Source organism: Enterobacter sp. 22452, assembly GCF_052045065.1.
Classification (GTDB): Bacteria; Pseudomonadota; Gammaproteobacteria; order Enterobacterales; family Enterobacteriaceae; genus Enterobacter; species Enterobacter mori.
This window is the reverse complement of sequence record NZ_JBQEOB010000002.1, coordinates 110,211-129,097: the sequence shown is the minus strand read 5'-3', so window position 1 is coordinate 129,097 and position 18,887 is coordinate 110,211. Positions and strand designations below refer to the sequence as shown.

Genomic DNA, 18,887 nt, shown 5'->3' with positions numbered 1-18,887 from the left:
AGAGGTTTTAGGATGAAATTCAATATGATCGTCAGGAGTCTTGCTCTGGCTGGACTTTTTATTTCCGTCAGTTCCGCGTATGCCGCAGAAGCGCCGAAAGATGCCACGGCCGCCACGCAACAAGCCAATAACGCCCTGTTTAATCAGCTTCCCTTCTCCGACAATACCGATTTCACGGACGCCCATAAAGGCTTTATTGCGCCTCTTCCTCAGGACGTTATCAAAGGGGAACAAGGCAATGTTATCTGGGATCCACAGCAATATTCGTTTATTAAAGAAGGCGATAAAGCACCAGACTCCGTTAATCCCAGCTTATGGCGTCAATCTCAGCTGATTAATATTAGCGGCCTGTTTGAAGTGACCGATGGCGTATATCAGATACGAAATCTTGACCTGTCGAATATGACCATCATTGAAGGGAAAGAAGGTATTACCGTGGTTGACCCGCTGGTGTCGGCAGAAACGGCGAAGGTCGGGATGGATCTCTATTTTAAAAATCGCGGCAAAAAACCGGTCGTCGCCATTATTTATACCCACAGCCACGTTGACCACTATGGCGGCGTGCGCGGCGTGGTGGATGAAGCCGACGTGAAGTCCGGCAAGGTGAAAATCTACGCACCTGCCGGGTTTATGGAAGCGGCCGTTGCCGAGAACATCATGGCGGGTAACGTAATGAGCCGCCGCGCCAGCTATATGTATGGCAACCTGCTGAAGCCAGATGCCAAAGGTCAGGTGGGCGCGGGCCTGGGCACGACCACCTCCGCCGGGACGGTGACGCTGATTGCCCCGACCAACATCATCGAAAAAGATGGGCAGAAAGAGGTCATCGACGGCCTGACATACGATTTTATGCTCGCGCCGGGCTCCGAAGCGCCATCCGAAATGCTCTGGTATATCGAAGAGAAGAAACTGATTGAATCCGCTGAGGACGTGACCCATACCCTGCACAACACCTACTCGCTGCGCGGGGCCAAAATCCGCGAGCCGCTGCCCTGGTCGAAATACATCAACCAGGCGATTGTACGCTGGGGTGACAAAGCCGAAATCATCATGGCACAACACCACTGGCCGACCTGGGGTAATGAAAACGTGGTTAAGCTGCTGAAAAGCCAGCGTGACCTCTATCGTTACATCAACGACCAGACGCTGCGTATGGCGAATGAAGGGCTGACGCGCGACGAGATCGCCGCTAACTTCACGCTCCCGGATTCACTGGCGCATACCTGGGCTAACCGCGGCTATTACGGCTCGGTTAGCCATGACGTAAAAGCCACCTATGTGCTGTATCTGGGCTGGTTTGACGGCAACCCGGCGACGCTGGATGAACTGCCGCCAGAAGAAGGCGCGAAGAAATTCGTGGAGTATATGGGCGGCGCGGATGCCATCCTGAGCAAGGCGAAAACAGACTTCGACCAGGGCAACTACCGCTGGGTGGCGCAGGTAGTGAGCAAAGTGGTCTTTGCCGATCCGAACAACCAGGCGGCGCGCAACCTGGAAGCGGATGCGCTGGAACAGCTCGGCTATCAGGCTGAATCCGGTCCGTGGCGTAACTTCTACCTGACCGGCGCGCAGGAATTGCGTAACGGTGTGGTGAAAGGTCCAACGCCGAATACCGCCAGCCCGGATACGGTGCGGGCGATGACGCCGGAGATGTTCTTTGACTACCTTGCCGTTCACATCAACGGACAAAAAGCAGGGGACGCCAAATCAGTGTTTAACATCGATCTTGGCAGCGATGGCGGGAAATACAAACTCGAGCTGGAAAACGGCGTGCTGAACCACACGGCAAACGCGGAGGCGAAGGACGCAGACGCTACTCTCACCCTTAACCGCGACACGCTGAACAAAATTATCCTTAAAGAGGTGACGCTCAAACAGGCCGAACAGAGCGGCGACGTCAAGCTCACCGGTGACGGCGCTAAACTGGATTCAATGCTTGGATATATGGATAAATTTGATTTCTGGTTTAACATTGTGACACCGTAACGGTCACGCAAAAGGGCGGCTCGTCCGCCCTTTCCTGCTTCACGTGTTCGCCAGAAAGGGTAAAAAGCGTTAATGGAAAAAAGAAAAAAACCGACACTTGAACGGGCAACCTGGCCAACGCGCCATGCCATGATCATGCATGGTCTGGCGATGAACCTGCCGTGGCTGGCCTTCGTCAATATCAGCTTCGCGGTGATGATTCTGCTGCGTCACGTCCTGCTAAAGGCCAGCGATCCCCTTTATCCCCACTCGCCGTATCTGACAAAAATAATTGATGCCTCCATGCTTGGCATTATCATCCTCTCAGCGGCGTTAATCCTGATGGCCTGGCGGCGCATCGCCGGTATCAGCGTGGTACTGTTTATCTGTAGCGCCATGTGGTCAGTAGCCTGTTTCTGGTTCATTACCCAGCTGCTGCTGCCCCACGTCTGGCCGCTGTGCGTCATTTTATTACTCGCTGGCTTAACGGCCCTCTATTTTTACCCTAAGGGTTTACTGGCCTTTGTGCTCCCGCTCTGGATCACCCTCCCGATAGCAAGCTGGATGCTGAATGGTGGCATCAACATCCACTTTATCGTCATCTGGAGCGTGTTTTCGCTGATCCTGATTTGTGGACGGTTCATCCTGATCAGCTGGTTTGACGAGGCCTGGCGACGTAACCAGCAAAACCAGCTGCTGATCTCCAGACTGGATGCGCTGGCGCATCAGGATCCGTTAACCAACACCGCCAATCGCCGGAAAATGGAAGTGGTGCTGGAGAACGCCGTTGAGCAGAAAAAAGCCTTCTCGGTGATTATGCTGGATATCGACTATTTCAAGCGCTACAACGACACCTACGGTCACCCGGCGGGTGATGACTGTCTGGCCCGCGTGGCGCAGGTGCTGAAGCAGTCGGTGCGAACGCCGGACGATGTGGTTTCACGCTACGGCGGTGAGGAGTTTTTGGTGATTCTCTTTAATTGTCCGGCAGACATTGCTGAAAAGGTCGCAGCACGCATTCAGGATGGTCTGCGCAAAGAAGCCATACCGCACAGCGCGTCAACCGTGAGCGATCGTGTCACCGTAAGCATGGGGATTGCCGAGATGGCCGAGGGCTTAGCGGGCACCGAAATTATCGCCCGCGCCGATGCGGCGCTGTATCGCGCGAAGGAGGCCGGGCGGGATCGGTGGTCGCGGTGATAAAGCCGGGTGACGCTGCGCTTACCCGGCCTACGGGATCTCAGGAATATGTTGGTTTTGCAGGCCGGGTAAGGCGTAGCCGCCACCCGGCTTGTTTTTTAATAGCGCACACAAACCGACTTGGTTTCACACCAGCCGTCCAGCCAGTCCGGGCCAAAATCACGCCCGGTACCGGACTGCTTCATGCCGCCGAACGGCAGGTTGGCGTCGATCAGCGTATGGCTGTTCACCCACACCGTGCCCGCCTGCAGCCTGTCGGTATACTCCAGCGCCTTGCTGATGTTCTGCGTCCAGACGCTGGCCGTCAGGCCATATTCGGTGTCGTTTGCCAGCTGGAGCGCCTCTTCTGCATCGGATACGCGCACCAGGTTGACCACCGGGCCAAACACCTCTTCGCGGGTCAGCCGCAGCGCGGCATCCGGGTTCACCACCAGCGTCGGCGATACGTAATACCCTTTGCCATCCGGGCCGCGGTTGCCGGTGATCAGCTCTGCGTTGCGTGCCGTCGCCTCATCCAGGAAGGTTTGCACCTTATCGCAGTGCGCACGCGACACCAGCGGGTTGATAAACGCCTCAGGCGACATGCCCGGGCCGACGCTCAGGGATTTCACCGCCTGCTCAAACCCGCTCACCAGCGTGTCGAACAGCGGCGCTTCAATGTAGATACGCGAGCTTGCCGCGCAGACCTGCCCCTGATTCAGGAAGCTGCCGGTCATCAGGCCTTCGATCACCCACGCAGGGTCCGCATCTTTCAACACGATTGCCGGGTTTTTGCCGCCCAGCTCCAGGGTAACGCCCGTCAACGTATCCGCCGCCGCGCGCGCAATCTGTTTTCCCGTCGCCGTCGAGCCGGTGAAGCTCACTTTCGCAATATGCGGATGCGAGGTTAACGCGGCGCCACATACCGCGCCGCTCCCGGTCACCACGTTGAACACGCCATCCGGGATACCCGCCTCACTCGCTAACTCCGCAACGCGCAGCAAGGTGAGCGGCGTGGTCTCTGAAGGTTTAATGACGATGGAACAGCCCGCCGCCAGCGCAGGCATCACTTTCCACATGCCGATCATCAGCGGGAAGTTCCACGGCACAATCCCTGCCACGACGCCAACCGGCTCTTTGCGCGTCCACGCCTGATAGCGCGCGCCCTGAGGCAATGGAATGGAGAGATCGAGGGTTTTCCCTGCAATCTTGGTAGTCAGCCCGGCGGTATAGCGCATCCAGTTCAGGGTACAGCCCACTTCGAAGGCGCGGGATATGTTGATCGATTTCCCCTGCTCCAGCGTTTCCAGCTGCGCCAGCTCCTCGCTGTGCTGTTCGACCAGATCGGCAAAACGCAGCAAGATGCGTTCACGCTCTGCCGGAAGTTTTCCTGCCCAGCTGCGGGCGACAAAGGCCCGCCAGCCGGACATCACCGCACGATCCACATCATCGACGCTGGCATCCGCGGTTGAGGCAATCACCTCTCCCGTCGCCGGGTTGTAGACGTTCAGGCGCTTTTCGCTATCGGACGCAACCTGACGCCCTTCAATCCACAAGCCGTGGTGGCGATCCATAAAACGCTGGACCTCGGGCAGGACGGCTACCTGTGATTCAGACATAGGGTACTCCTTCGTTATTCTTCGTAGGGTTTTAATGCAGTCTACGAGGCGTTTCGCATTCCCGCTTTTGTCTGTGTGACATTCGCTTTGCCACCTGTGACAGGCTCCGCAAAACATGATAATTACCGCTTATAACGCTGTTACCGGTGAGTGTTCTTTCCTATAGTCAGCCTCATGGCTCTGACAAATTGCAACACAAATGCAACAATGCGAAAACATTGACGGTGCGGCGAGATAAACGATGGCATGTGCGAGCGAGCAGGAAAAGTATCAGCAGTGGCTGGCGCAAATTAACCAGGTTTGCGGACGGTTTGACGCTCGCCCGTTAGAGGGCACATTCATTGGCGAACTGGAAACCAGCTACGCAAGAAGCCTGAAGCTCAGCACCGTGACCGCAGGCAACGTCAACCTGTTCCGTACCCGCCGGGAAATAAAAAACAGTAACGATGCCTGGTTCTACGCCGTGTTTCAGCTTGAAGGCGGTGCAGAGATTGAACAGGATGAACGACGTTCCATTCTCAATACCGGCGACATAACACTCATCGACGCGTCACGCCCCTGCTCCATCTCCTGGCAGGATAAATCCCGCCAGATTTCACTTCTCGTGCCGCGTCAAATCATTGAGCAGCAGTGTCGTTTTCAGGAGGTGAGCTGCGCGCTGACGCTTTCGCGTAGCCTGCCGACCGTACAGCTGAGCCATCGCCTGTTGCAGGAGAGTATGGGAAATGCACAGCTGAGCGACAGAGAGAGCGAAGCGGCGCTGGAGGCGATGGTCTGCCTGCTCCGCCCGGCCTTTCAGCAACGTGACGTCGTCCAGCCGCGAAAGGAACGCCAGTTCCAGCACGTTCTCTCGCTGATTGACGATCATATTCAGTCTGATGCCCTGCGACCGGAGTGGATTGCTACAGAGAGCGGGATGTCGGTACGTAGCCTGTACCGCATGTTTGCCGATAAGGGGCTGGTCGTGGCGCAGTACATCAAAAACCGCCGCCTGGACCTTTGCGCGCAGGTGTTGCGCTCCGCCAGAGATGATGAAAAGCTGGCGGGGATCGGCTACAGCTGGGGCTTTGCCGATCACAGCCATTTTTCGACGGCGTTTAAGCAGCGTTTTGGCGTGTCTCCGGGAGAGTATCGTAAGCGCTTCCGCTGATCACTTCTTCAGCCATTTACCGTTTATACCCTTCACGTATTCCCCCGGCTGCGCGCGGGCAACCAGCTTTTGCCCCGCCATTTTTGCCACTTCGTCTACAGGTAAGTTATTGCTGTCGGCCAGCTTCTGATAGCTTTCCGTACGCGCCGCGTTAATGCGGCTAACCAGCGCCAGCGTTTCGGCATCGTGTTTGATCGGCGCGATATAGCCGCTCAGGGTCTCCCCCACACGCCCCTGCTCACGGGCGTCATTCAGGGTAAGCGTTGCCGCCTGCACGTGCATTCCCAGCGCCAGTAAAATGAGAGCTAACGTTCGTTTCATGGCGTCCTCAGAACAGATCGCTGCGCGATTTCAGCAGGGTTTCAACGTCTTTATCGACCTTAATATGGATCTCGTGTTCGATTTTGACGTTCATGTTGATGGTAATCGGCTCCTTTGGCGCAGCGACTTCAATGCGCGGCGTACAGCCTGTCATCAGCGCGGCAACGGCAACGGTGAGCACACCAGCCATCTTTTTCATTGTTGTTCCTCACTTTCCTTGCCCGTCGAACTGCGGAGACCCGGTATCGCCGCATGTTGCTCAAACCATGTTTGCAAGTTGTCCCCGAAGCGCAGGCTGCGCCAGAGGGTAAATACGTTCTCTTCGTGGGTGTAATTCAGGTTCACGGAGCTGCTTTTGCCATCAACACGGCTGGTGCCTTTAATGGTCGCCTGCAGCGTTAATACACCCAGATTATCTACATTCAGTTTTGTCCACGATTGGGAAATTTCCATATAGCGTAACCAGTTAATCGCCGCCCCTGCGACCATATTGTCTTTCACAATGGCATCAGCCGTGTCTTTGTCGAGACGCAACGTCATCGGCCCCGGATTGGTCAGCCAGCCATCTTTGATGATCCATTTTTCATTGTCCAGCCAGAACGGTAGCGCGCCGCTGACCGGCCCGGACATCGCAAACTGTTTCGGATTGACGGCGCTTACCAGCTCGCTGGACGAGATATTGTCCACGCGCAGCAGTGCCGGATCGTGCTGCGGCATCCTCAACTGCTGCATGGTGATTTTCCCGCCCAGCACCTCAACCTTGACGTTGGTGAGCAACAGCGGGTTCTCTTCGCTCCAGGGGTAGTCCCCCTGCAAATCTGCGGTGATATTCCTCGCCGTGACCAGGTTTTGCACCTCGCCAATACGCAATGTGACCGGCCCTCGCGTACCCAGCGACCATGTGCCTTCGCTAAAACGGAACGGCAGGACAAAGTCGATACCGTTAATCTGGTTATCCGGCATCCAGACGCTGCCGGATTTCAGCACCCCGTGTCCGCCCGCCTCAAAGCCCTGACCGGCCGCAGCCGAGAAAGCCACCTGGGCATACAGTTCGCCGTCGTGCAGCGTCATTTTCCAGTCTGGTGGGATCAGCGGCTGGAACACGGTGAGCGACTGTTTCGGCCACCAGGCCTGACCACGAAGGCGTTCGCCGTCCCAGCGTCCATTGACCTGTACCGGACCAATTTTGTCGGCATGGAGGTCGCCCTTAAACTGAAAGAGTGTCGGATCGGTGCCATCAACACTGAAGCTCAGTACCGAAGGCGGCAGTACGCTTCCGCCGGAGAACGTCGTTTGTCCGGCGTTCAGCGCCAGGGCGCCGCTAAAGGAGGGCTTGGCCGGATCGCGGTTCCAGCGAACGGGGTTTTCCAGAACCAGGCGCGGTTCACCTACCGTCATGGTGCCGTACTGAAGCTTGTCGAATCCGGTCGAGAGTTCGGTTAACTCAATAAGCGCGTCGCGCCACTCGCCTTTACCGGCGACATCCCAGCGCGCGTGCATAGGCGTAAAGCTCCCTTTTCCCCAGTAGCGCCACTGCCACAGGCCATTATCAGGTAAAAAGTCGTTGGCCTGACCGTCCAGGTGCAGTTCGAAATCGCCCATTTCATTTTCATGCGCGCGCAGAATAGCCTGAAGTCGGCCATCTACGCCTTTTTGCGTGAGCTTCACGCCCGCCAGCGGCCAGCGGATTTCATCAATATCCAGCGAATCGATAATGCGACCGCGCGAACGCAGCAGCGCGCCAGGTTCAAAGGAAAGCTGCGGATCGTTGAGGCTTCCGGTCAGTTTGGCCGGGAGTTTGGCGTAGAGAATGAGATCGTTTTGTTTCGCCTCGCCGCTCAAATACAGCGGCATATCGCTGTTTTCCATGCTAAGCGAACCCGGGCCAATATTCAGCACCGCATTCCCTTTACCCGCATCGCCCTGCGTGAGCACATTCAGTCGCCCGGAAACGGTGGCTTTCTCCAGCCCCTGCTGCCAGTTATCAATACGCAGGCCAACCCGCCCGCTCAGCGGCAGGCCGGACAGCGCCCAGCTCCAGCGTCCGTCGCTGATATTCAGCTGTTCGGCTGTAATCTGCCACGGCAGGTCGAGCAGCGGATCGGGATTGTCCCTTGCCATCACCACCAGTTGCCCCTGATTGTCCTCCCAGTCCAGATCGGCATCGACCAGAGAGGTCAACTGTGGCACGTTAAAGGTGGCAACGGCGTGCCCTTTCACCGGCACACCGTCCGGCACCAGCGGCAGGGTAAATTTCCCGACCAGTTTGACAGGCTGCGGCTGGTCTGGAAGGCGAATATCGAACTGACTGATAGAGAGAGTTTGTCCGCGTAGCTGGCCTATAATGCTGACCTGCTCGCCTTTATAGGTAATTTCCTGACTGGCGGGAGTGAGTGACGCATGAAGTTCGCCCTCCCACTGCTGCCAGGGGGCAAGAGAAAGACGATGCACCGTCAGCCAGGTATTCGGTAACACCGCCTGCCACTGGGCCAGCGTTTTGGGTGCCACCGTCGACGGCGCAGATTGAGGGAGTTTGCTCAGGCAGACGGAGTTAAGTTCAAGGGTGCCTACATCAAGTTTCCAGCGGCTTGGGTGTGACAATGTCACGTTATCGATACGCGCAATTTCACACTCATCCACCAGATAACGAAGATCGGGGATCACCAGCGCGTGACGGGTGAGTTTTGGGCTTTCCTCGAAAGCGATACGCGTTCCGACGGGGAGCCAGATCCCGGCGAGCGTTGGCACCCACTGGGCGAGCGTCATCAGCAGCGTCAGCGGCACCAAAATCAACAGCAGTAAAAGCGCAATCGCGGCTTTGTATTTACCCTTCATGGGCAGTTAATATCCTGATTTAGCGAAAGAATTAAGCCGACATTGCCGATCATTGTCGCATGTTTAGCCAGTCAGTTGAAGTGAATGCCTTTTTTAAGGATAGATGCTCTAGAATAATTGATAGAACTTATTGAATTCAATAATATTTTAGAAATTGTAAGATTATTTTAATCATGCTAACGTGAATGCAAAATCACTGGAGAAAGTCTTATGAAACTCGCGGTATATAGCACAAAGCAGTACGACAAAAAGTATCTGCAACATGTTAACGAGGCTTACGGGTTTGAGCTTGAATTTTTCGACTTTCTGCTGTCCGAAAAAACCGCCAAAACGGCGCACGGCTGTGAAGGCGTCTGCATTTTTGTGAACGATGATGGCAGTCGTCCGGTGCTGGAAGAGCTGAAAAAGCAAGGGGTGAAGTATATCGCCCTGCGCTGTGCAGGCTTCAATAACGTGGACCTCGACGCGGCGAAGGAGCTGGGTTTGAGAGTAGTACGCGTTCCGGCATACTCCCCTGAAGCAGTCGCGGAACATGCCATCGGCATGATGATGTCCCTGAACCGACGTATTCACCGCGCTTATCAGCGCACCCGTGATGCCAACTTCTCGCTGGAAGGCCTGACGGGCTTTACCATGTACGGTAAAACCGCTGGCGTGATCGGCACTGGCAAAATTGGCGTCGCTGCCCTGAGGATCCTAAAAGGCTTTGGTATGCGCCTGCTGGCGTTTGATCCGTACCCAAGCGCAGCCGCGCTGGATCTGGGCGTGGAGTATGTTGACCTGCCGACGCTGTTCTCCCAGTCTGACGTGATCTCCCTGCACTGCCCGCTGACGCCGGAAAACTACCACCTGCTTAACCAGGCGGCGTTTGACCAGATGAAAGATGGCGTGATGATCATCAACACCAGCCGCGGCGGACTGGTTGACTCTCAGGCTGCTATCGAAGCGCTGAAGACCCAGAAAATTGGCGCGCTGGGGATGGACGTGTATGAGAACGAACGCGACCTGTTCTTTGAAGACAAGTCCAACGACGTGATTCAGGACGACGTGTTCCGCCGCCTGTCTGCCTGTCATAACGTGCTGTTTACCGGCCACCAGGCATTTCTGACTGCCGAAGCGTTGATCAGTATTTCAGAAACCACGCTGGGTAACCTGCAGCAGCTGGAAAAAGGTGAAGCCTGCCCTAACGAGCTGGCCTAAGCGTTTCGCCGGGTGGGGCTATGCCTCACCCGGCGCATGTATTTCCCAGGTCCGGTGAGCACATCGCCACCAGAGCAGGACGGCAACAAGGGCAATCGCGCTCAGTACACTGAATGCTGTCGCAAATGAGTAATGACCGGCGATCGTCCCGGTTAACGCCGGGCTCATGGATGCCCCAACCCCCTGCATCAGCATTATCACACTCTGCCCGGCATTGACGTGCCCGCTCCCGCGCAAAAGCACCACAATAAACGACGGTACTACGACGCCCAGGATCCCGGCAGCCAGACCGTCGAGGATTTGTACCGGGATCATCATCAGAGGCGCGTCCGTAGACGCCGCCAGCGCAGCGCGCACCGGCATGACCAGCAGCGCCAGCATAATTAAGCGCCAGTAGCCGTAGCGTTCAACCCGGCCTGCGACCCAAAGTGCGACGGGGATCATCACGGCCTGAGAGATGATGACGGTACCTGCGGCATACAAACCGGGGTTGATCGAGGCGGGTGCCGCAGCAACCCTCATGCTCAGCATCGGCAGAAGCGCAGCGTTCGCAAGGTGGAACAGCAGTAGCGTCAGTCCGGTCACAAATAGCGCGCGGTTTTTAATTAGCACCGCAAAGCCGGGCACTGGCAGGTTCGCTGAAGAGGAGAGTCCACGCGCCGCGTCGTTGTCGATGTCTTCGTTGCGGATGGCAAGCAGCGCGCAGAGCGTGAGCAGCGTCGTACAGGTCATCAGCAGGAAAATCCCCCCGACGCCCCAGTACCAGGCAATTCCGCCTGCTATCAGTGCGGTCATGAAATTACCCGCGTGATTAAACGCCTCGTTTTTCCCCATCTGCGCGCTGAACCCGCCCTGACCGGTCAGGCCCAGCGTAATCCCGGCAATCAGCGGCCCCACAAACGCCGCGCAGATGCCGGTGACCATTTGCGAAGCGGCGACAACGCCAGCTTGCTGGCTAAACCAGAGCAGCAAGGTGCTAAGGGTAATCAGGATGCAGACCAGTGCCAGCACAGAGCGTTTGTTCCGGGAGGTATCGGTGATAAACCCAGCCGGAAGCGTGGCCAGCAACCCCGCCAGCCCACCGGCCGTCATCAGGATGCCGATACCATCGGGGGTCCATTGGCGTTCAGTCAGAAAGATGCCGAGAAAGGGACCGAGGCCATCACGGACATCGGCAATGAAAAAACTTGTCAGGCATAACGCCCGCAGCGAACGAAGAGACATACTTCCTGCCTTTGCATGTTATCGCCTGTAGTGAACAGAATGCAGTATACGGGATAGCGTTGAAAATCAGATGACGGCTCAAAAAAACGTTTTTCCTGAACTTAAACGATTCATAAAGAACGCTGCTTTTTCGCTTTACTCACTATAAAGCGTGATTATACTGGCAAGAAATTTTACAGGAGCCCTTCGTTGGAAAGTCATTTTATAGTGAATACGAAGGTAAGCTAACGCGATATTTTCGCTGCTTACCCTCACGGTGGGCAGCAATCCCCTTTCAGCGATTGCATCCCGACACAATACGTACCGCTTAATTTGTGGGTAATCGCGATGTTCATGTTTAATAACACCCTCTTCCCGCCACCTTCGTCCTGACATGCATAGCGTTTAACGGTGTCACTGTGCTTTACGCCGCACTGATGCTTCTTATTTGAAATATGTTAACAGGCGACAGGCTTATGTTCCCTTATATCTCTCATCTGCTCGCAGCGATGCTGCTGGGCGCGATTATTGGCGCGGAAAGACAATGGCGTCAGCGAATGGCCGGGCTTAGAACCAATGCTCTGGTTGCCACCGGCGCGGCGGTGTTTATTTTGAGTTCCGTATCCACCTCGCCCGATAGCCCAGGACGCATCGCGGCGCAGATTGTCTCCGGAATAGGATTTCTTGGGGCTGGCGTGATCATGCGTGAAGGAATGAATATTCGTGGGTTAAATACCGCCGCAACGCTGTGGTGCTCTGCCGGTATAGGCGTATTATGCGGATTAGGCCAGTTCTGGAACGCCGCCATGGCCAGCTTAATTATTCTGTGCGCCAACATATTGCTTCGCGAAGCCGCTCAGCGCATTAATCAGCTTCCTGCGGTTCATGAAGGTGAGAAATGCTACATCCTGAAAATCACCTGCAGTGATGAACATGGTGACGTCGTACGGCAGCGCGTGGTAAATATGGCAAAAGAGTTGACGTTAGGCCTGAAAGCGATTTCTTCAGCTACGACGGAAATAACAGGAACCACGGAAATACGGGCCGAAGTCATGACCCGCGAGGAATATCGAAAATTACTCGATCTGATTATGGGCAACATTGGTGGGAATAAAATTATCGCCTCCGTAAGCTGCCAGGCTATATAAAAAAACCGGGCATCGCGCCCGGTTCTATATTCAGCAAAATTCACGCTACTCGTTTAACCCGCGATTTTCCAGCATAGGCTCAATCTTCGGATCGTGCCCGCGCCAGTTACGGTACAGTTCAGCTAAATCAGTACTATTGCCGCGCGACAAAATCGCTTCGCGGAATTTCTGTCCATTTTCGCGAGTCAAACCACCCTGCTCGACAAACCACTGATAGCCATCGTCCGCCAGCATCTGCGTCCACAGGTAGGCGTAATAGCCAGCAGCGTAGCCGCCGCCAAAAATATGGGCAAAATAGCTGCTGCGATAGCGCGGCGGCACGGCGGGCAGATCCAGCCCCTCTTTTTTCAACGCTGCCGCTTCAAAATCTTCTACGCTCGAAACGGCTTCACCGATGCCGTGCCAGTTCATATCCAGAAGCGCGGCCCCCAGCAGTTCCGTCATGTCATAGCCCTTGTTGAAATGCGTCGCGTTGAGCATGCTTTCCCGCAGCGCGTCCGGCATCGGTTCGCCGGTTTCGTAATGGCGGGCGTAGTGGGTAAATACCTGCGGATGGCTGGCCCAGTGCTCGTTGATTTGCGACGGGAATTCAACGAAGTCACGCGGGGTATTGGTCCCGGACAGCGTGGCGAAACGCTGGCTGGCAAACAGTCCGTGCAGCGTATGGCCAAACTCGTGGAAGAGGGTTATCACGTCGTCCCAGGAAAGAAGCGCAACGCCGCCGTTAGCCGGCTTTTGGTAGTTACAGACGTTGTAGATCACCGGACGGGCAGCAAACTCGAAGGATTGCTCGACGAAATTCCCCATCCACGCCCCGCCCTGCTTGGAATCGCGCGCAAAGAAGTCGCCGTAAAACAGCGCCATACCTTCACCCGTGTGGTCGAAAATCTCCCATACGCGGACGTCCGGGTGATAAACCGGAATATCGAAGCGCTCGACGAAGCGGATGCCAAACAGCTGGCTTGCCGCCCAAAATACGCCATCCTGCAGCACGGTGTTGAGCGCGAAATAGGGCCGGATTTGCGACTCATCGAGGGCATATTTTGCTTGTCGCACGCGCTCCGCGTAAAAAGCCCAGTCCCAGGCCTGCACGGTGAAACCATCCTGCTCGTCATTAATGACCTTCTGAATATCGGCCTGCTCGCGTTCCGCGCGGGCGCGGGCGGCAGGCACAATGCCGCGCATAAATTCCAGCGCGGCCTCCGGGGATTTCGCCATCTGGTCGGCGGTACTCCAGCTGGCGTAATCCTCAAAGCCCAGCAGGCGGGCCTGCCGCGCGCGCAGCGCCGTCAGGCGAAGGATCAGCGCGCGGGTGTCGTTTTCATCCCCTTTCTGGGTACGCGTCCAGCCTGCGTTGAACAGGTTTTCGCGCGTCTGACGATTGCGCAGCGCTGAAAGCGCGGGCTGCTGGGTAGTGTTCAGAAGCGGGATCAGCCAGCGATCCTTTAGCCCTCGCTCCGCGGCAGCCTGCGCAGCATCAGCGATCTCAGCGACGCTCAGCCCATCAAGCTGGTGCGCATAATCCACCACCAGCCCGCCCGTCTTATCGGCAGCCAGCAGACGCTGATTAAACTGGCTGGTCAGGGAGGCCGACTCGGTATTCAGCGCCTTCAGCTCGGCCTTTTCCGTTTCATTCAGACGCGCACCGGCCAGAATAAACCGCTGGAATGTCTCCTCGACCAGCCGACGAGATTCAGGGTCCAGCGCAGCACGATCCTGCCAGACGCTCTCCACGCGGGCGAAAAGGGTGTCATTCAACCAGATATCGTTCGCCAGCGCGGCAAGTTCGGTAGAGAACTGCTCTTCCAGCTCCTGCAGATACGCATTGGTGTGCGCGGAGGCCATGGCGAAGAATACGCTGTTTACGCGGGAAAGCATGGCGCCGCTTTTCTCCAGCGCCAGCACGGTGTTGGTGAAGTCTGGCGCAGCGGCCTGAGCGACAATGGCAGCAATGTCCGCCCGCTTCTGGCGAAGCGCTTCATCGAAGGCCGGGCGATAGTGGCTATCGTTAATCTCATCAAAACGCGGCGCCTGATAAGGCAACAGGCTAATGTCAAAAAAAGGGTTATTGGCCGACATCTTTCACTCCTGAGAACGGTATATCTCCCCAGAGTAGGACAGGCAGCCCTGGCCTGCAATGGCGTCATACAAATGTTGCCTTAACGGCGCGCCTGAGAGCGTGCTATGTTAATACAACACAAAAAGCGTTGAGGAACAGTGAGATGATTATTTTAGTTACCGGGGCGACAGCGGGTTTTGGTGAAAGCATCACGCGTCGCTTCGTCGCCAACGGACACAAGGTGATTGCGACCGGTCGCCGTCAGGAACGCCTGCAGGAGCTGAAAGAGGCGTTAGGTGACAGCATCCTGACCGCGCAGCTGGACGTGCGTAACCGCGCGGCTATTGAAGAGATGATTGCTAATCTGCCAGCAGAATGGCGCGCCATCGACGTGCTGGTTAACAATGCCGGTCTGGCGCTGGGCATGGAGCCCGCCCACAAAGCCAGCGTTGAAGACTGGGAAAACATGATCGACACCAACAACAAAGGGCTGGTGTATATGACCCGCGCCGTGCTGCCGGGTATGGTCGAGCGCAACCGCGGTCACATCATCAACATCGGGTCGACTGCCGGGAGCTGGCCTTACGCGGGCGGCAACGTCTATGGCGCGACGAAAGCGTTTGTGCGTCAGTTCAGCCTTAACCTGCGCACTGACCTGCACGGCACCGCCATTCGCGTCACCGATATCGAGCCAGGCCTGGTGGGTGGGACCGAGTTCTCGAACGTGCGTTTTAAAGGCGATGACGCGAAAGCGGACAAAACCTACGAAAACGCCAATGCCCTGACGCCAGAAGACATTACTGAAACAGTCTGGTGGGTGGCAACGCTGCCAAAACACGTCAACATCAACACCGTTGAGATGATGCCAGTCAGCCAGAGCTTTGCCGGACTTAGCGTCCATAGAGGCTAATTACGCCCTTCCCGGCCTGCGGGCCGGGTATGTGATGGCAGGCAAAAGAATGGTAGTATGTTCAGGTTAACTCTCTGAGAAATCGCAACCCATGGCCGCTGAATCACAACTCAATCCTACCCAGCCCGTTAACCAGCAAATCTATCGTATTTTACGACGCGATATCGTCCACTGCCTGATCCCGCCGGGAACGCCGCTCTCTGAAAAAGAGGTCTCGGTGCGTTTTGACGTTTCCCGTCAGCCGGTGCGCGAGGCGTTTATCAAACTTGCTGAAAATGGCCTGATTCAGATCCGCCCCCAGCGCGGAAGCTATGTAAATAAGATTTCCCTTTCGCAAGTCCGTAATGGCTGTTTCGTCCGCCAGGCCATTGAATGCGCAGTGGCACGTCGCGCCGCAGCGCTTATCGATGACAACCAGTGTTACCTGCTGGAGCAAAACCTGCATCAGCAACGTATTGCGATAGACCGTAAGCAGCTCAACGACTTCTTCCAGCTTGATGATGAATTCCACCAGAAACTGGCGCAAATTGCGGATTGCCAGCTGGCGTGGGATACCATCGAAAACATCAAAGCCACCATCGACCGCGTGCGCTACATGAGCCTTGACCATGTTTCCCCGCCGGAAATGCTGCTCCGCCAACACCATGATATTTTCAGCGCGCTGGAAAAACGCGACGCGGACGGCGTGGAAAATGCGATGACGCTGCATCTGCAGGAAATTAGCGAATCGGTCCAGCTAATCCGCCAGGAAAATAGCGAGTGGTTTAGCGAAGAGTAATATTCGCCGCCACCTTTCGGGTGCGGCGATGTGATTAGCGAACGACTAATACCGGAATCGTGGCGTAGCGCAGAATAGATTCCGCGTTTGACCCCAGCAGATGGGTAGTGATGCTCGGGTTTTTCGACCCGATGACAATGACGTCATACTTCTCTTCTTTGCTGAGTTTGATAATTTCATCACGCACGTTGCCAAAGCACACTTTGCAGTGAATATCATTCGGCGAAATATCGAAGAGCCGCTTTAACGCCGTCATTTTTTTCTCAGACTCCGCGGTCATATACTCTTCAAACTTCTTTATGTCCGCGTTAAACCCGCGCAGCAGCGAGCGGCTGCTGTTAGGCAGAATGTTGACCAGGGTAATCGACGCGCCTTCGGCTTTTGCCAGGTTAGCCGCGTGGCGTACCGCTTTATCGCTCAAGTCCATTTCAAACACGTCTACAGGCATCAATATTTTCTTGTACATAAGCCTGACTCCTTATTCCGATGAGAGGATTATTTCCTGACTCAAGAGTGCCATTGGCAATATAAACAAACCCTCAACGCTTGCAGGGTGAAATTATCCATTAAGGAAAATAATTGTCGGCTTTGTAAATTACCGTACGGAACCGTCAGCGGGCTGCACTGAGGGAAAAAAAGTGTGACCTTGATCAAAAGCAAATAATTAATGTGGCGAGAGGCGTATTAATAATGCCCGTGAACGGCGGAAGGTAAAATAGCGCCGTAGCGAAGAGTAAGAGAGGAGAAAATACCATGATGACATACGACCGTAACCGTAATGCCATAACCACCGGCAGCCGGGTCATGATTAGCGGCACCGGCCGCACCGGCGTGATCAAAGCGATTCACAGCGAGGGGCTAGACGCCGCGCAGGTGCGCCGCAGCAAAACGGTAGAAGTGGAAGGAAGTGAAGGCAGGTACGAACCGATCGAACTGATTCGTCTGGGAATGCACTAAACGTGCAGGTTCATGCCGCCGCCAGCGGCGGCATGAAATAAATTACGGTTGTACCGCGTAGTGCGCCACTGTGGCTTTCGCCCCCTTCTGCAGCAGCGTCTGATAGGCCTCCATCACCGCATTAACAAACACGGCATCCTGCGGCAGTTCGTTTCCAAAAATGGCTTCAATGCCCAGCAGTGCCTTAACGCGACTTTGCCCCTCCGCGCTTCCCTTTACAGCCGCCTGAATCACCGCCAACTGCGGGTCGCTCACCTCAATGGCATTACCCTGCTCGTCCACACCGCCGACGTAACGCATCCAGCCAGCCACGCCCAGCGCCAACAGCGGGAAAGGCTTCTGGTGCACCAGATGCCAGCGCACGGAGTCCAGCATACGCTGCGGGAGCTTCTGGCTGCCGTCCATCGCGATCTGCCAGGTGCGGTGACGCAGTGCCGGGTTGCTGTAGCGCGCAATCAGCAGGTCAGCATAGTGGCCTAAATCAACGCCTTTCACTTTCAGCGTGGGAGCCTGCTCTTTTAGCATCAGCGCGTGCGCGGCTACACGGTAGTTTTCGTCTTCCATGCAGTCGTTGATGTGCTGATACCCTGCCAGATAGCCGAGATAGGCCAGGAACGAGTGGCTGCCGTTGAGCATACGCAGCTTCATCTCTTCGAACGGGATGACATCTGCAACCAGCTCGGCACCTGCTTTTTCCCACTGCGGACGGCCAGTAACAAAGTTGTCTTCGATTACCCACTGGCGGAACGGCTCGCAGGCCACGCCCGCCGGATCGCGCACGCCGGTCAACTGCTCGATTTTATCCAACGTATCGGCGGTTACTGCAGGCACAATGCGATCCACCATCGTTGACGGGAAGGTGACGTTAGCTTCTATCCAGTCCGCCAGTTCGCCGTCTACGGCGCGCGCGTAGGCGCAGGTTACGTTACGCATGACGTGACCATTCTCCGGCATGTTGTCGCAGGACATTACGCTGAAAGCAGGCAGACCTGCCGCTTTACGACGCGCCAGCGCTTCAACCACGACGCCAGGGGCAGATTTCGGCTGAAGCGGGTTTTCCAGGTCGGCGGCGATTAACGGATGATCGAGCATCAGTTGTCCGGTCGCCGGGGAGTGGCAGTAGCCTTTCTCGGTGATGGTCAGGGAGACAATGGCGACCTGAGGTTCACACATCGCCGCCAGCACGGCTTCCAGCCCGTCAACCTGCGCGTGCAGTGCTTTTTTGACCACGCCGACGACGCGCGATGTCCATGCATCGGCAGACATCTCCGCGACGGTGTAGAGGTTATCCTGCCTATTGAGATCGGCAATTTGCTGTTCGCCACCAATCAGATTCACTTCGCAGTATCCCCAGTCGCTGCCGTGTTCAGCCGCAAGAATATCGGTATAAACTGCCTGATGCGCACGGTGAAATGCGCCAAACCCTAAATGAACAATGCGCGCCTTGAGGCTGCCGCGATCGTACTGAGGCAGCGTCGCTTTCGCCTGTAATAACCGGTTTTCCATGATTGAGACTCGTTAATTAATGAAAGCTGCGATCCGCTGCCGCTCTCCTTGTGAAGC

16 protein-coding genes are annotated in these 18,887 nt (G+C 55.9%); 8 read left to right on the top strand and 8 right to left on the bottom strand.

The genetic code is table 11. The annotated features are described in order from the left end of the window. Positions 1 to 12: 12 nt before the first annotated feature. Together ACTJJA_RS05880 and ACTJJA_RS05875 are read left to right on the top strand one after the other, a co-directional pair. Positions 13 to 1,986, top strand: a complete 1,974-nt coding sequence (locus ACTJJA_RS05880; protein WP_440666732.1) for an alkyl/aryl-sulfatase — start codon at positions 13 to 15, stop codon at positions 1,984 to 1,986. Positions 1,987 to 2,058: 72 nt separating this feature from the next. Then, positions 2,059 to 3,165 carry a GGDEF domain-containing protein gene (locus ACTJJA_RS05875; protein ID WP_440666730.1) on the top strand — a complete coding sequence of 369 codons (1,107 nt, stop codon included), beginning with the start codon at positions 2,059 to 2,061 and terminating at the stop codon, positions 3,163 to 3,165. A gap of 98 nt (positions 3,166 to 3,263) precedes the next feature. Here ACTJJA_RS05875 and ACTJJA_RS05870 read toward each other — a convergent pair whose 3' ends face one another. Continuing rightward, positions 3,264 to 4,763, bottom strand: a complete 1,500-nt coding sequence (locus ACTJJA_RS05870) for an aldehyde dehydrogenase family protein (RefSeq protein ID WP_010430712.1) — start codon at positions 4,761 to 4,763, stop codon at positions 3,264 to 3,266. Between the two features lie 241 nt (positions 4,764 to 5,004). Between ACTJJA_RS05870 and feaR the strand changes: the two genes are divergently transcribed. Continuing rightward, positions 5,005 to 5,913 carry a transcriptional regulator FeaR gene (feaR, locus tag ACTJJA_RS05865; protein WP_440666727.1) on the top strand — a complete coding sequence of 303 codons (909 nt, stop codon included), beginning with the start codon at positions 5,005 to 5,007 and terminating at the stop codon, positions 5,911 to 5,913. Here feaR and ACTJJA_RS05860 read toward each other — a convergent pair whose 3' ends face one another. The 3 genes from ACTJJA_RS05860 to ACTJJA_RS05850 are packed head-to-tail and all read right to left on the bottom strand — an operon-like array spanning position 5,914 to position 9,069. Then, on the bottom strand, positions 5,914 to 6,234 hold the full coding sequence (locus tag ACTJJA_RS05860) for a YdbL family protein (RefSeq protein WP_126817415.1): 321 nt from the start codon (positions 6,232 to 6,234) through the stop codon (positions 5,914 to 5,916). A gap of 7 nt (positions 6,235 to 6,241) precedes the next feature. Next, positions 6,242 to 6,433: a YnbE family lipoprotein gene (locus tag ACTJJA_RS05855; protein WP_010430706.1), complete on the bottom strand. Its 192-nt coding sequence runs from the start codon at positions 6,431 to 6,433 to the stop codon at positions 6,242 to 6,244. Further along, positions 6,430 to 9,069: a YdbH family protein gene (locus ACTJJA_RS05850; protein WP_440666725.1), complete on the bottom strand. Its 2,640-nt coding sequence runs from the start codon at positions 9,067 to 9,069 to the stop codon at positions 6,430 to 6,432. Before ACTJJA_RS05850 ends, ACTJJA_RS05855 begins: the two co-directional genes overlap by 4 nt. Before the next feature lie 210 nt (positions 9,070 to 9,279). Between ACTJJA_RS05850 and ACTJJA_RS05845 the strand changes: the two genes are divergently transcribed. Beyond that, positions 9,280 to 10,269: a 2-hydroxyacid dehydrogenase gene (locus ACTJJA_RS05845; protein WP_133294319.1), complete on the top strand. Its 990-nt coding sequence runs from the start codon at positions 9,280 to 9,282 to the stop codon at positions 10,267 to 10,269. A gap of 18 nt (positions 10,270 to 10,287) precedes the next feature. Here ACTJJA_RS05845 and ACTJJA_RS05840 read toward each other — a convergent pair whose 3' ends face one another. Next, a complete protein-coding gene (locus tag ACTJJA_RS05840) occupies positions 10,288 to 11,493 on the bottom strand; it encodes an MFS transporter (protein ID WP_440666722.1) in 1,206 nt (401 codons plus the stop codon). 434 nt (positions 11,494 to 11,927) lie between these two features. Between ACTJJA_RS05840 and ACTJJA_RS05835 the strand changes: the two genes are divergently transcribed. Beyond that, positions 11,928 to 12,620, top strand: coding sequence for an MgtC family protein (locus ACTJJA_RS05835; RefSeq protein ID WP_406549883.1), 693 nt, complete (start codon positions 11,928 to 11,930; stop codon positions 12,618 to 12,620). A gap of 45 nt (positions 12,621 to 12,665) precedes the next feature. Here ACTJJA_RS05835 and dcp read toward each other — a convergent pair whose 3' ends face one another. After that, a complete protein-coding gene (gene dcp, locus ACTJJA_RS05830) occupies positions 12,666 to 14,699 on the bottom strand; it encodes a peptidyl-dipeptidase Dcp (protein ID WP_440666720.1) in 2,034 nt (677 codons plus the stop codon). Between the two features lie 143 nt (positions 14,700 to 14,842). On the opposite strand from dcp, the gene ydfG reads away from it, so the two are divergent. Together ydfG and ACTJJA_RS05820 are read left to right on the top strand one after the other, a co-directional pair. Further along, the gene (ydfG, locus tag ACTJJA_RS05825) at positions 14,843 to 15,589 is read left to right on the top strand and encodes a bifunctional NADP-dependent 3-hydroxy acid dehydrogenase/3-hydroxypropionate dehydrogenase YdfG (RefSeq protein ID WP_010430687.1); all 747 of its coding nucleotides are present in this window, start codon (positions 14,843 to 14,845) and stop codon (positions 15,587 to 15,589) included. 91 nt (positions 15,590 to 15,680) lie between these two features. Next, complete coding sequence (locus tag ACTJJA_RS05820; RefSeq protein WP_042714708.1) at positions 15,681 to 16,367, top strand: GntR family transcriptional regulator; 687 nt, start codon at positions 15,681 to 15,683, stop codon at positions 16,365 to 16,367. A gap of 34 nt (positions 16,368 to 16,401) precedes the next feature. On the opposite strand, the gene ACTJJA_RS05815 is transcribed toward ACTJJA_RS05820, so the two are convergent. Beyond that, complete coding sequence (locus ACTJJA_RS05815) at positions 16,402 to 16,833, bottom strand: universal stress protein (RefSeq protein WP_431140366.1); 432 nt, start codon at positions 16,831 to 16,833, stop codon at positions 16,402 to 16,404. A gap of 287 nt (positions 16,834 to 17,120) precedes the next feature. Here ACTJJA_RS05815 and ydfZ point away from each other — a divergent pair, with 287 nt between their 5' ends. After that, positions 17,121 to 17,324, top strand: a complete 204-nt coding sequence (gene ydfZ, locus ACTJJA_RS05810; RefSeq protein ID WP_010430680.1) for a putative selenium delivery protein YdfZ — start codon at positions 17,121 to 17,123, stop codon at positions 17,322 to 17,324. A 42-nt stretch (positions 17,325 to 17,366) separates the two neighbouring features. Here the strand turns inward: ydfZ and ACTJJA_RS05805 are convergent, their stop codons facing one another. After that, entirely contained in the window at positions 17,367 to 18,830 is a 1,464-nt protein-coding gene (locus ACTJJA_RS05805; protein WP_440666717.1) for a mannitol dehydrogenase family protein, read from the bottom strand. Positions 18,831 to 18,887 lie beyond the last annotated feature (57 nt).

Coding starts and splice junctions, on each gene's coding strand:
- ACTJJA_RS05845 (WP_133294319.1), top strand. CDS start 9,280: ATGAAACTCGCGGTATATAGCACAAAGCAGTACGACAAAAAGTATCTG.
- dcp (WP_440666720.1), bottom strand. CDS start 14,699: ATGTCGGCCAATAACCCTTTTTTTGACATTAGCCTGTTGCCTTATCAG.
- ydfZ (WP_010430680.1), top strand. CDS start 17,121: ATGATGACATACGACCGTAACCGTAATGCCATAACCACCGGCAGCCGG.
- feaR (WP_440666727.1), top strand. CDS start 5,005: ATGGCATGTGCGAGCGAGCAGGAAAAGTATCAGCAGTGGCTGGCGCAA.
- ACTJJA_RS05850 (WP_440666725.1), bottom strand. CDS start 9,069: ATGAAGGGTAAATACAAAGCCGCGATTGCGCTTTTACTGCTGTTGATT.
- ACTJJA_RS05855 (WP_010430706.1), bottom strand. CDS start 6,433: ATGAAAAAGATGGCTGGTGTGCTCACCGTTGCCGTTGCCGCGCTGATG.
- ACTJJA_RS05875 (WP_440666730.1), top strand. CDS start 2,059: ATGGAAAAAAGAAAAAAACCGACACTTGAACGGGCAACCTGGCCAACG.
- ACTJJA_RS05840 (WP_440666722.1), bottom strand. CDS start 11,493: ATGTCTCTTCGTTCGCTGCGGGCGTTATGCCTGACAAGTTTTTTCATT.
- ACTJJA_RS05820 (WP_042714708.1), top strand. CDS start 15,681: ATGGCCGCTGAATCACAACTCAATCCTACCCAGCCCGTTAACCAGCAA.
- ACTJJA_RS05805 (WP_440666717.1), bottom strand. CDS start 18,830: ATGGAAAACCGGTTATTACAGGCGAAAGCGACGCTGCCTCAGTACGAT.
- ACTJJA_RS05835 (WP_406549883.1), top strand. CDS start 11,928: ATGTTAACAGGCGACAGGCTTATGTTCCCTTATATCTCTCATCTGCTC.
- ydfG (WP_010430687.1), top strand. CDS start 14,843: ATGATTATTTTAGTTACCGGGGCGACAGCGGGTTTTGGTGAAAGCATC.
- ACTJJA_RS05870 (WP_010430712.1), bottom strand. CDS start 4,763: ATGTCTGAATCACAGGTAGCCGTCCTGCCCGAGGTCCAGCGTTTTATG.
- ACTJJA_RS05880 (WP_440666732.1), top strand. CDS start 13: ATGAAATTCAATATGATCGTCAGGAGTCTTGCTCTGGCTGGACTTTTT.
- ACTJJA_RS05860 (WP_126817415.1), bottom strand. CDS start 6,234: ATGAAACGAACGTTAGCTCTCATTTTACTGGCGCTGGGAATGCACGTG.
- ACTJJA_RS05815 (WP_431140366.1), bottom strand. CDS start 16,833: ATGTACAAGAAAATATTGATGCCTGTAGACGTGTTTGAAATGGACTTG.